The 12654-nt window shown below is 36.0% G+C and carries 15 protein-coding genes and 1 other annotated feature; all 15 genes read right to left on the minus strand.

Annotation, left to right across the window (positions count from 1 at the left end; genetic code table 11):
• Positions 1 to 14: 14 nt before the first annotated feature.
• Complete coding sequence (pyrR, locus tag ACUXEY_RS09995) at positions 15 to 557, minus strand: bifunctional pyrimidine operon transcriptional regulator/uracil phosphoribosyltransferase (RefSeq protein WP_001156490.1); 543 nt, start codon at positions 555 to 557, stop codon at positions 15 to 17.
• Between the two features lie 203 nt (positions 558 to 760).
• Complete coding sequence (locus ACUXEY_RS10000; RefSeq protein WP_001980601.1) at positions 761 to 1669, minus strand: RluA family pseudouridine synthase; 909 nt, start codon at positions 1667 to 1669, stop codon at positions 761 to 763.
• A gap of 4 nt (positions 1670 to 1673) precedes the next feature.
• Positions 1674 to 2132 (minus strand): lipoprotein signal peptidase LspA, encoded by a 459-nt coding sequence (gene lspA / locus ACUXEY_RS10005; protein ID WP_001980603.1) that lies wholly within the window; start codon positions 2130 to 2132, stop codon positions 1674 to 1676.
• Positions 2133 to 2256: 124 nt separating this feature from the next.
• A complete protein-coding gene (locus tag ACUXEY_RS10010) occupies positions 2257 to 2586 on the minus strand; it encodes a TraR/DksA C4-type zinc finger protein (protein ID WP_001004659.1) in 330 nt (109 codons plus the stop codon).
• 156 nt (positions 2587 to 2742) lie between these two features.
• On the minus strand, positions 2743 to 5508 hold the full coding sequence (gene ileS2 / locus ACUXEY_RS10015) for an isoleucine--tRNA ligase (protein WP_166701997.1): 2766 nt from the start codon (positions 5506 to 5508) through the stop codon (positions 2743 to 2745).
• Positions 5509 to 5579: 71 nt separating this feature from the next.
• Positions 5580 to 5804: a binding site (T-box leader), on the minus strand.
• A 51-nt stretch (positions 5805 to 5855) separates the two neighbouring features.
• The gene (gene divIVA / locus ACUXEY_RS10020) at positions 5856 to 6362 is read right to left on the minus strand and encodes a septum site-determining protein DivIVA (protein WP_001131611.1); all 507 of its coding nucleotides are present in this window, start codon (positions 6360 to 6362) and stop codon (positions 5856 to 5858) included.
• 89 nt (positions 6363 to 6451) lie between these two features.
• Positions 6452 to 7219, minus strand: a complete 768-nt coding sequence (locus ACUXEY_RS10025; RefSeq protein ID WP_461300586.1) for a YlmH family RNA-binding protein — start codon at positions 7217 to 7219, stop codon at positions 6452 to 6454.
• A gap of 15 nt (positions 7220 to 7234) precedes the next feature.
• Positions 7235 to 7498: a YggT family protein gene (locus tag ACUXEY_RS10030; RefSeq protein ID WP_048530595.1), complete on the minus strand. Its 264-nt coding sequence runs from the start codon at positions 7496 to 7498 to the stop codon at positions 7235 to 7237.
• Positions 7499 to 7504: 6 nt separating this feature from the next.
• Positions 7505 to 7975 (minus strand): cell division protein SepF, encoded by a 471-nt coding sequence (locus tag ACUXEY_RS10035; RefSeq protein ID WP_000119136.1) that lies wholly within the window; start codon positions 7973 to 7975, stop codon positions 7505 to 7507.
• Positions 7976 to 7994: 19 nt separating this feature from the next.
• Positions 7995 to 8669, minus strand: a complete 675-nt coding sequence (locus ACUXEY_RS10040; RefSeq protein ID WP_461300587.1) for a YggS family pyridoxal phosphate-dependent enzyme — start codon at positions 8667 to 8669, stop codon at positions 7995 to 7997.
• Positions 8666 to 9484 (minus strand): peptidoglycan editing factor PgeF, encoded by an 819-nt coding sequence (gene pgeF / locus ACUXEY_RS10045; RefSeq protein WP_063221170.1) that lies wholly within the window; start codon positions 9482 to 9484, stop codon positions 8666 to 8668. Before pgeF ends, ACUXEY_RS10040 begins: the two co-directional genes overlap by 4 nt.
• Positions 9485 to 9606: 122 nt before the next feature.
• The gene (locus tag ACUXEY_RS10050) at positions 9607 to 9891 is read right to left on the minus strand and encodes a YlmC/YmxH family sporulation protein (protein WP_048530599.1); all 285 of its coding nucleotides are present in this window, start codon (positions 9889 to 9891) and stop codon (positions 9607 to 9609) included.
• A gap of 166 nt (positions 9892 to 10057) precedes the next feature.
• Positions 10058 to 10837, minus strand: coding sequence for an RNA polymerase sporulation sigma factor SigG (sigG, locus tag ACUXEY_RS10055; protein WP_000197753.1), 780 nt, complete (start codon positions 10835 to 10837; stop codon positions 10058 to 10060).
• Between the two features lie 157 nt (positions 10838 to 10994).
• Complete coding sequence (sigE, locus tag ACUXEY_RS10060) at positions 10995 to 11714, minus strand: RNA polymerase sporulation sigma factor SigE (protein WP_000976948.1); 720 nt, start codon at positions 11712 to 11714, stop codon at positions 10995 to 10997.
• A 19-nt stretch (positions 11715 to 11733) separates the two neighbouring features.
• A complete protein-coding gene (gene spoIIGA / locus ACUXEY_RS10065; protein WP_048530602.1) occupies positions 11734 to 12651 on the minus strand; it encodes a sigma-E processing peptidase SpoIIGA in 918 nt (305 codons plus the stop codon).
• Between the last annotated feature and the right edge of the window lie 3 nt (positions 12652 to 12654).

A 12654-nucleotide genomic window follows, 5' to 3' on the forward strand; every position in this document is an offset into this window, starting at 1 on the left:
CATTTAAAAGGGCTTTACTTATCGTATATGCTTACTCTATCTTGTTGATCTGTCTCTTGCAAATCAACTTCGATACGCTCTTCACTTGATGTTGGAATGTTCTTTCCTACATAATCAGCGCGAATTGGTAGTTCACGATGACCTCTATCAACAAGAACCGCCAGTTGGATTTGTGATGGTCTACCTAAATCCATAAGAGCATCCATTGCTGCTCGAACTGTTCTTCCTGTATATAATACATCATCTACAAGGATAACTTTTTTCTTTGTAATATCTACAGGGATATCAGAACCTTTTACAAGTGGTTCTTCATTTTTCGATTGTAGTGTTAGATCATCACGATATAATGTAATATCTAGCTCTCCAACTTCCATTTCTTTTCCTTCAATTTGACCAATTCGTTCTGCCAAACGTTGTGCAATAAAAATCCCACGAGTTTTAATTCCGACAAGAACACAATTATCGACACCTTTATTTCGTTCCACGATTTCATGACTAATTCGTGTTAAAGCGCGGCGAATCATTTGGTCATCTAAAACGACTGCTTTCTCTTGCATGCTCTACACCTCCAAGCTTTTTTCTTGCGTGAGAGTAATGGTATAAAAAAAGTCCTCTCAGCGTGTGCGAGAGGACTTTTGAAAAAAGGGTACAGCATACCCTATGTATTTCAAACCGTTACCTTCTCAACCTCACGGGGCTGTGTTAAAGGATCATTATTTAACTGTTGTCAGTATCTCAGTTTTCTTATGATTTGTCAATACTATTTTCGTAAAATATTTAATGCATCTTCAAACACTTCTGGAATCGGTGCCTCAAACTGAATATACTCACCCGTGCGGGGATGGTCGAATCCTAAAATACCTGCGTGAAGTGCTTGTCCATTCATGTCTAATGTTTTCTTTGGTCCATACTTTGGATCTCCTGCAAGTGGATAGCCAATATATTTCATATGAACACGAATTTGGTGTGTACGTCCTGTTTCTAAGCGACATTCTACAAGTGTGAAATCTTTGAATCGCTCTAACACTTGAAAATGTGTAACAGCATGCTTACCATTTTCATCAACTGTCATACTTTGACGCTCTTTCTTATCACGAGCAATCGGAGCATCAATTGTTCCCTTATCGTGTGGAATAACACCGTGTACAATCGCTTTGTAACGTCTTGTTACTGTTTTTGCTACAAGTTGATTCACAAGTGATTCGTGTGCCATATCATTTTTAGCAACCATTAATAGGCCTGATGTATCTTTATCAATACGATGCACGATACCTGGACGCATTACACCATTAATGCCTGATAAGTCTGTACAGTGGTGCATAAGACCGTTCACAAGCGTACCACTTGTATGACCTGGTGCTGGATGTACAACCATACCACGCGGCTTATTAACAACGAGTACATCTGCATCTTCATAATAAATTTCTAAGTTCATATCTTCTGCTTGAATATCTAACTCTTCCGGATCAGGAATCGTTACTGTGATTTCATCATTTTCTTTAACTTTATAATTTACTTTTACCGATTTCCCATTAACTGTTACAACATCATCTTTAATCCATTGCTGTACTTGTGAACGTGACCATTCACCGTTTATTTCTGCAACGAATTTATCAATTCGCTCGCTTTTTTGTTCCTCTGCAACTGTTACTTGTACTACTTCACTCATTCAATTACTCCTTCGTTTTCTTGCCTTCTAATAATGTTTGAATAATAATTAATACAACACCAATACATAATGCTGAATCAGCTATATTGAATACTGGGTAGTTGTACGAAAAAATATACACGTGAATGAAATCCACTACTTCTTGTCTAAATACACGATCAATAAAGTTACCAATTGCTCCGCCTAAAATTAGACCCAATGAAATTCCTAGAAGCTTGTCTGTTTTTGCGTATTTTTTCATATACATTACGATAAATACTACAAAGACAACTGTAATAATGTAGAAAAACCACATTTTATTTTCTAAAATACCCCAGGCAGCTCCTCTATTTCGATGTGATGTTATGTATAATACATTATCGATAATCGGAATACTCGTACCCAATTCCATGTTCTTTACAATTAGCCATTTCGATATTTGATCGATGGCAATGACAAATAACGCTATTACATAATATATCATTTTCATTTCCCCCACAAAGACAGTGTACCTCAAAATTTTAGCATAGCTGCAACCTTTTCACAATGAACCTTTATAGAAGAATAAAATAAATTAAAAAAAGGTAATATAATATCGTTGTGCACATTCATACATTTACTTTTTCATAGAAAAATTCATGTATAGTACGGGCAGTCGGCATCGTCTTCATTTGTTTTACCGAAATTACTCTCCCTGTTTCTTCACAAATACCATACATATCTATTTCCATTTTGAATAATGCACGTTCTACATCTTTTAAATCCTCTTTTATATCATGTAATAACAGTTTTTTCTTTATCTCTTCCTTAATTTCATATCCAAGCTCTTCGCTAAACTCTGTATCATATTTGTGCATGACCTCTTTAGCTAGCCTCTCTTGTAACTCTTTTCGCATCAATTGCAATTCTTCTTTGATTTCCATATACATTTCATTCACGTGTACATTCCTCCCAGCTGCAATGTACGATTAGTGTGTCCGAAATTTCTATGCTTACCTCACACACATTTTTCCTTCATAGGAAAGAGAGTGAAAGTTATTTCAATATATCGTCAATAAAAAAACTGACTGTACTTACGCACAGTCAGTTTTTTATTATTTTACGTAGTTTTCTTTAACAACTGTTGCACAACGCTCACATAATGTTTCATGTTCAGCATCTTTACCAATTGTTTCTGAAACTACCCAACAACGTTCACATGTTTCACCAGTTGCTTGAGCCACAACAACTGCTGTATGCTCATACTTCGGTGCACCTGCTGGCGCTTCTTCCATCATGCCACCAAGTTTATACTCAGAAACGATGAATAATTGCTTTAAGTCTTCATTAATAGACTCTAACATAGCTTTCATTTCTGCAGTTGGATATAGTGTAATGCTTGCATTTAATGACTTACCGATTACTTTTTCATTACGAGCTACTTCTAACGCTTTTAATACATCATCACGCAATGTCATAAATGCATCCCATTTTGTTTTTAATGCTTCCGCATCATCTAATTGTACAGCTTCTGGCATATCAGTTAATTGTACACTTTCTTCTGTTACACCTGGAATGTATGGCCATACTTCATCCGCTGTATGCGGTAAGATTGGTGTTACAAGTTTCGTCAATGCAACAAGAACATCATATAATACAGTTTGAATTGCACGACGATCTTCATGGTTTGCACCTTCAATGTATAAAATGTCTTTTGCAAAGTCTAAGTAGAATGAACTTAAATCAATTGTACAGAAGTTATGAATTGCATGATATACAGCAGCGAAGTCGTATGTCTCATATGCTTCTTTTACTTTTGTAATTAAGTCATTTAACTTCACTAACATGTAGCGATCTACTTCACGAAGTTCAGCTACAGCTACTGTATTTTCACTTGGCTTAAAGTCGTCTAAGTTACCTAATAAGAAACGGAATGTATTACGGATTTTACGATACACTTCTGCTACTTGTTTTAAAATATCATCTGAAATACGCACGTCAGATTGATAGTCAACAGAAGATACCCATAAGCGTAAAATATCTCCACCTAATTGATCCATAATTTTCTTCGGTACGACGATGTTTCCAATCGACTTACTCATTTTACGTCCTTCACCATCTAATACGAAACCATGGCTTAGTACGCCTTTATATGGAGCTTTACCTGTTACAGCAACTGCTGTTGATAATGAAGAGTTAAACCAACCACGATATTGGTCAGATCCTTCTAAATATAAATCAGCTGGACGTTGTAAATCATTGCGCTCTTCTAATACCGCTTGGTGAGAAGAACCTGAATCGAACCATACATCCATGATGTCTGTTTCTTTACGGAATTCACCATTTGGGCTACCTGTATGTGTAAATCCTTCTGGTAATAGATCTTTCGCTTCACGCTCGAACCATACGTTAGAACCGTGCTCACGGAATAAGTCTGCTACGTGGTTAATTGTTTCATCTGTAATAATTGGATCACCATTCTCTGCATAGAATACAGGGATTGGCACACCCCATGCACGCTGACGAGAAATACACCAGTCACCACGGTCACGAACCATATTATGAAGACGAGTCTCTCCCCATGCTGGTACCCATTTTGTTTCCGCAACAGCTTCTAATAATTCTTTACGGAACGCTTCAATAGATGCAAACCACTGTGCTGTCGCACGGAAAATAATTGGTTTTTTCGTTCTCCAATCATGTGGGTATGAATGCGTAATGAATGTTAATTTCAGTAACGCGCCTACTTCTTCTAATTTTTCTGTAATTGGCTTGTTAGCTTTATCATAGAATAAGCCTTCAAATCCAGGTGCTTCATTTGTTAATACACCTTTATCATCAACTGGACAAAGTACTTCTAATCCATACTTTTTACCAACAACGAAGTCATCTTCCCCGTGTCCTGGTGCTGTATGAACACAACCTGTACCTGCATCTGTTGTTACGTGATCTCCTAGCATAACTAATGAATCACGATCGTAGAATGGATGTCTTGCAACTGTATACTCAAGTTCGCTACCTTTTACTGTTTTCACAACTTCAGCATTTTCCCACTCTAACGTTTTTGCAACTGTCTCAAATAGTTCAGAAGCAATAATATATTTTTCATCATTTACTTTTACAATAGCGTAATCAAGTTCTGGGTGAACAGAAATACCTAAGTTTGCAGGTAACGTCCAAGGTGTTGTTGTCCAGATAATGAATTTCTCATCACCTTCTAATACGTTCTTTCCGTCTTTTACAGGGAATGCTACGTAAATAGATGCTGATTTTTTATCTTGATATTCAATTTCAGCTTCTGCTAAAGCTGATTCACTCGTTGGAGACCAGTAAACTGGTTTTTGTCCTTTATAGATATAACCTTTTTTCGCCATATCACCAAACACTTTAATTTGTTGTGCTTCATAAGCTGGCTCTAAAGTAATGTATGGGTTATCCCAGTCAGCACGTACACCTAAACGCTTAAATTGTTCACGTTGACGTTCTACTTGTTCATATGCATACTCTGCACATAACTTACGGAACTCAGCAACTGTCATTTCTTTACGCTTTACACCTTTATTTGTTAAAGCTTGCTCAATTGGTAAACCGTGTGTATCCCAACCTGGCACATATGGTGCACAGTAACCAGTCATTGATTTATAACGTACAATAAAGTCTTTTAACACTTTATTTAATGCATGTCCCATATGAATGTCACCATTCGCATATGGAGGTCCATCATGCAGTACAAATAAAGGACGACCTTTCGTATGTTCTTGTACCTTTTCATAAATATTCATTTCAGCCCACTGTTCTTGCATTGCAGGCTCACGTTTTGGTAAATTCCCACGCATTGGGAACTCTGTTTTTGGCATTAGTAATGTATTTTTGTACTCCATGCTCAATTCCTCCTTACATGTATAAAAGAAACACTTAAAAAACGGAATAAAAAAGAGACCTTCTCATCCCAAAAAGGGACGAGAAAGTCTCCCGCGGTACCACCCTAGTAGATCCTATACGTATGTATACAATCCTCTTTATATTCTTAACGCGAATATACGTCTACGCTTACTCTATTTGTTCAGCGCGGAACTCCAGGGTGATATTCCCATTATCTCCTTATCCTGAGCTTACACCATCCTCAGTTCGCTATATAAGGTATGAAAAAGGTACTTATCCCTATCTTCGTTTTTCTTAATAAATATGTTGTTTAAAATTATATGTAATAATGAGAAAAACGTCAAGCTTACACTGTTTCTTCTTTTTTCAACAGCTCGTCTACTTCGTCTTCTAACTCAATTAGTTTATCCCAATCATCGTTGTTTAACATTTCAAGCTGCGTTTCTAGTAACATACGGAAACGTGTGCGGAATACTTTCGCTTGTTTCTTTAGCTCTTCAATATCAAAAGCAACTTTTCTTGATTTTACTAACGCTTCGTTAATAATACGGTCTGCATTCTTTTCAGCTTCACGTACGATTAATTTTGCTTCTTTTTGCGCATTACGTTTTACTTCTTCCGCTGCTTCTTGTGCAACGACGATAGATTTGTTTAACGTATCTTCAATATTAGAGAAATGATCTAACTTCCCTTCTAATTGCGCAACTTTTTCTTCTAAAGCTTTTTTCTCACGAATGACTAATTCATAATCTTTGATAATTTGATCAAGAAACTCATTTACTTGATCTTCATCATAGCCACGGAATCCGCGACCAAATTCTTTGTTATGAATGTCTAATGGTGTTAACGGCACAACGCCACCTCCAAGTAGTTATCTAAATTTCCTCTTTCAATTATATCTTTTCTTCGACAAAATAGGAGGATTTCCTTCTAAAAAACCAATCATTTTAGTATACCATACAAAATTCTCCATTTGTCGCGCTTTGTTCTACCTTCTATAGACAACAATTTACTTCGTCCATACCCTCTCACTGAAAAAACATCTCCTGGATAACATTCATAAGAAGTTTGCTCCACTGTTTTCCAATTCACTTTTACTAAACCATTTTTTATGAAAGGTTGTACTTTTTGTCTGGATATATGTAACATTTCTGCTAATATAACATCTAAACGAAGCGAAGAAACCGTTCCAGATTTCTCTCCCCACGTTTCTTGCATCTGTAGAATTTTTTCTCCTTGCACTGGTGATAAGGAAACCTTCACTTTCCCTATCGATTGTAAGTTCATCTCAATATAAGATACAACTTCTTTCGCAACTACAATTTGGGCACGATCTTCTTGAAGCAAAATATCACCACATTTTTCTCTCGTTAAACCGAGAGACATAAATGTACCTAATATTTGCCTATGCTCTAGCGTATAAAACTTAGAAGGATAGTCAATTTCCAATACTTCTACTTGAAATTCCTCTTCATTCACTACTAGATAGTCCGGATAAATGAGTGCTCTTTTACGCTCTGCATGAGGCGTTGCACCATCAAACTGTACAGCAACATCCCCTTGTCCTATTACCATAGTGACAATTTGTTGTTGTCTTGGATCAAGGAAGTCTGTTAACTTCACTTGATGGTACTCCGCTACTCGCTTCCACTCTAACACCTTATCCACAAAGACCTCTTCATCAGGTCTGAAATGTTCATAGATGCTCATGTATTTAACCTCTTACTATAAGAAATAGGCGAATATACTTACTAAACCCTTCGTAGCAAGCTTTAACGTGAAAATCGCAACGAGTGGAGAGATATCAATCATACCAAGCGGCGGAATAAATCTGCGAAATGGTTCTAAATACGGTTCACAAATACGCGCAAGAACATCTCCGAAAGTTGATTCCTTTGCACCTGGGAACCATGATAGGAGAATGTAAATAATAAGTGCCCACGAGTAAATCTCGATAGCATAAACTAAAAGCCTTAAAACTGTTTCCATGGCGTATTACCACCTCTTTATATTTGTGTCTTCTTCTTCACCGAACAACTCTGAAATTGCACCAACAATATCTACATTTTCAGGCGTACACATAAATGTTTTCGGTCCTATTTTTTGAATGTCCCCGCCTATAGCGTATACAGTACCACTTAAAAAGTCAACGATACGTACAGCTTGATCAGTAGACATTCGTTGTAAATTAATTACAACAGCTCGTCTACCTTTTAAATGGTCCGCAATTCCTTGCGCTTCCGAATATGTGCGTGGTTCTAATAAAACAACTTTTGAAGATTGCTTTGCCGTTTCAATGCTCACAACATTTTGTTTCGGTTGTGCTTTTGGAAACGTAACATCTTGTTGTTCTGGCGGATCTTGCTGCTTCTTCATGTCTGTTTGCTCCTTTTCATAACTATATTGAGCTGCTTCTTTTTCTTCTGGTGTATCAAAAAAGAAGTATTTTACTTTTGACCAACTCATAATAAGATTCTCCTTCCTTTTACGCTTTTCCTACTAAAATCGTCCCCAAACGAATATATGTAGCGCCTTCTTCAATTGCAATTGTGTAATCATTAGACATTCCCATTGATAATTCTTTACATGGTGCATGCAATAATTCCAGCTCCTGCACCTCTGTTTGTAGCATACGTAACTCCTTAAAACAGCGTCTAATTTCTTCCTCTTCTTCTGTAAACGGAGCCATTGTCATTAGTCCCACCACTTCAATCTTATCCAATTCTTGCAAACTTTGAATAAAAGGAATGGTTTCATCTATTGCCAAGCCTTGCTTTGATTCTTCAGATGATGTTTTCACTTGAATAAAACATTTCACTTTCTTATTCGCACGTTTTTGAATTTCTTTTGCAAGTGAAAGGCGATCTAATGAATGTAAGTAATCAATTTCATTAATGATTTCTTTTACTTTTCTCGTTTGTAATGATCCAATAAAATGCCAATTCACTTTTGAACCGAAATGTTCGTACTTCTGTAAGAAACCTTCATTTCTATTTTCACCTAAATCGATAATTCCAGCTTCAATTACTTCGTTTGTTTTTTCAATTCCTACCGTTTTTGTAACCGCAACGAGTTTAATATCTTGCAACGAACGTCCCGCTCGTGCACAAGATTGCTTAATTACTTCGTTTACAGTTGTTAAATTTTTTTGTACTGTCACTTGCTTTCTTCCTCCTTAAAACCTATGAAACTCAACATTCTTCCTGTCTTACCTTGATCACGGCGATGAGAGAAAAATAGTTGCTCTTCACAGCTTGTACAAAGAGATGACATTACAATATTCTCTTCTTTTATGCCTGCTTGTACACATAATATACGATTAATTTCTTTTAAATTAATTGCGTACTGCCCATCAGAAATTTTTTTATAAGGGACAGAACCGTTTACTACTTGCTCTGCTGCTGTTAACACTCGATCATCAACAACGTAACAACAAGATCCAATTGCTGGTCCGATTGCAACATGAATTTCATCGCTTGAAATGCCTTCTGCATTCCATTTTTGAATCATTTCCTTTGCAATCTCTTTTACAGTCCCTTTCCATCCAGCATGCGCAAGTCCTATCATACCATGTGATGGGGCATAAAAATAGAGTGGAACACAATCTGCGTAACAAGATGTTAGAAGAACATCATTATTAGTCGTATAAATGCCATCTGTTTTTGAAATGCCGTCTTCATATGAATAGACGCCACTTCCTTTTTCTTGTTGTCCTACTTTTTCAACATGATGATCATGAACTTGTTCAGAGCAAATCCAGTTTTCTAATGGTTTTTGTAACTTATTTGCTAAAATGCGTCTGTTTTCATGAACGTTCTCCACGATATCATTCACATGTAATCCTAAATTCATCGCATGAAAGGAGCCCGTACTTATCCCACCATCTTTTGTCGTAAATCCAGCAGTAATGTTTCCAAGTTCTTTCCACGCTTGTAAATACAGTATACCGTCCACATATTTAAATGGTTCTCTCATAACAAAGCGACCCCTTTTTAATTAAAATATCATAAAAAAAGCATGGTACTTCCTGTCTATTTTACCATACTTTTATTTTTTCATAATCCTAACAGAAAAAAAAGAGGAATTTGTAATATTCTTTATGAAATTGTCGGTGTTTGTATTGATTCTGTTACAGAATTAACAGTATTTACTCTAACAAGTATGACATCTTCCCCAATTTTCACAATTTCTTTCCAAGGAATTACAATTTCTACATCTTTCCCAAATATCCCTAACATACGTGCCTGTTTAGAAATAATAATAGACCCGATCTTCCCTGTATTCATATCAATTTCAATATCTCCAATATTCCCAAGCCGTTTTCCATCTGAAACATTTATTATATCTTTCATCTGCAATTCCGAAATTCGTATCACTTTCATCCTCTCCCTTATATGTGACGAATTGAAAAAAGCTATTTCTTAAATTAACAGGAAGTACCGTCTTGCCAACCCCATATTATTTTCATTATATGAACACCCTTTACCTACTATGAGCACAAACAAACTATGTTACATATAAAAAGGTTTCACCATAAATGGTGAAACCTTATCCTTGAATCGTCTTATTCATTTGTTTAATAGCTGATTTCTCTAAACGTGACACTTGCGCTTGAGAAATCCCAATTTCTTCTGCAACTTCCATTTGTGTTTTTCCTTGGAAGAAACGTTTTCGAATAATCATTTTCTCACGATCATTTAAACGCTTCATTCCTTCTTTTAGTGCTAACTCTTCAACCCACTGCTCGTCCTTTTGTTTTTCATCACTTAACTGATCCATAACAAAGATAGGATCTCCCCCATCGTTATAAATCGGCTCAAATAATGAAACTGGATCTTGAATTGCATCTAACGCGAAAACAATTTCTTCATGAGTTACTTCAAGTACTTTTGCAATATCCATCGCTGTTGGTTCTTTTGAATTTTCTGCAATCAACTTTTCTCTTACTTGTAACGCTTTATACGCAATATCTCGTAATGAGCGAGATACGCGAATCGGATTGTTATCACGCAAATATCTGCGTATTTCCCCAATAATCATCGGCACAGCATACGTTGAAAATTTTACATTTTGGCCTAAATCAAAGTTATCAATGGATTTCATAAGTCCGATACAACCAACTTGAAATAAATCGTCAACATATTCTCCTCTGTTATTAAATCTTTGGATGACGCTCAGTACAAGACGTAAGTTTCCATTCACTAATTTCTCTCTTGCGCTTATCTCTCCACTTTGCATTTCACGAAATAATTTACGCATTTCATCATTTTTTAGTACGGGAAGTTTAGCTGTATCAACACCGCAAATTTCTACTTTGTTTCTCGTCAAAGTGTTCCCTCCTATCGGGAGTTGCTGTACAGTGTAAAGTATTTCCTTTGAAGGGGATTTTATGCATGCGGTTTTTTCTTCATTTTTCATTTTAGTTGCCTTTCCTCATACAACTAAATAGAATAAGACCAGCCGTTATATAGGCTGATCTTATTCTTTACACCATTTTATTAAATTCTTTTCGTAATCTTTTTATGATTCTTTTTTCTAAACGCGAAATGTATGACTGTGAAATCCCAAGCATATCCGCTACATCTTTTTGCGTCTTTTCCTCTCCTCCAGCCAGCCCAAAGCGAAGTTCCATAATTTGTTTTTCACGATCATTTAATTGATGTAATGCTTTCATTAGAAGATGACGATCAACAGTAGCCTCTAAATCTTTTGTAATAATGTCATCGTCTGTACCTAATACATCTGATAACAAAAGTTCATTCCCGTCCCAATCGATGTTAAGCGGTTCATCAAAAGAAACTTCTGAACGATTTTTATTATTCCGGCGCAAATGCATTAAAATTTCATTTTCTATACAACGCGAGGCATATGTTGCTAATTTTATTTTCTTTTCCGGATTAAATGTATTCACCGCTTTAATAAGGCCGATTGTTCCAATACTAATCAAATCTTCAATATTTATCCCTGTATTTTCAAACTTTCTTGCTATATATACGACTAGCCGTAAGTTGCGTTCAATCAGTAACGATCTTGCTGCCTGATCTCCTTTTGGCAATTTATTTAAAAGAACTTCCTCTTCTTCTTTCGTTAACGGTGGTGGCAACGCTTCACTTCCACCAATGTAATAAATTTCATCGGTCTTAATTCCTAATTTCAGCAATACTTTATACCAAAGGTATACTAAATAAAATTTTAATTTCATCATATTATCCCGCCTCCCATTATTAAGCAATTACCATTTTTTGCGAAATTAACATTTTCGGATGCACAATACATTGATACTCTCCATTGGTTGACAACTGTTGTGTATTTAACCCAATCAATACTTTGCTGACTACAATAGAACTACCTTCATGATCAATGTGTACACTGTCTGGCTTAACGGCCCATAAAAATTGACTCTCTACTCCTACTGCTCGGAAAGGAATTAAGCGTAATTTTGTCGCCCATCCAGAATCATTTTCTGGTATTTGAGGAATCTCTGTTTTAGAATAAACTTGTTCTGTTAACCAAGCTGGCAAGCAATGTTCTAATGATGAAATATGCATAATCATAACGGGTGTTTTTGTTAACGGATCGTAAAGTTGGTTCCCACTATCAATCAAACCTGTGAGTTCTAGTTCCTCTTCAGCTAATTGAATTTTCAATTTCACAATTTGATCATAGTGTATTTTTGTAACCTCTACGCTTTCAATACGCTTTTTAGAAAAATAATAGATTACTGGAAAACCAAAAACAACAAACAACCAGCTAATTGGATCACCGTAAGAAATAGATTGAGATTGAACCAATCCATTTACCATTTCATTCGTTTGCAAAAAGAAATGAGTGCCAATTAACCCTCCGCCAACCATAAAGGTTACAAAATAAAAAGTAAAAACAGTTTGTGCATAATTTCTAAACGTTGTAAATCCAAAGGCTGTATACACAATAAGTAACGAATACAGCAGTTTCATAATCGGATGTGTCATCATAGAAGCAAAAGGAGTAAAGGCAAAAATAACAATGGTTGAACCTATAAATGCCCCTAACACAAGCCTCCATCTTTTGATCTTCTTTTTTAACACGGTGGCTGTTAATAAAAGTAAAAGAAAATCAATGCAGGCGTTTAACAACCAAACAACGTCGGCGTAAACAACCAAACA

The organism is Bacillus sp. F9_6S_D1_P_5 (assembly GCF_054823925.1).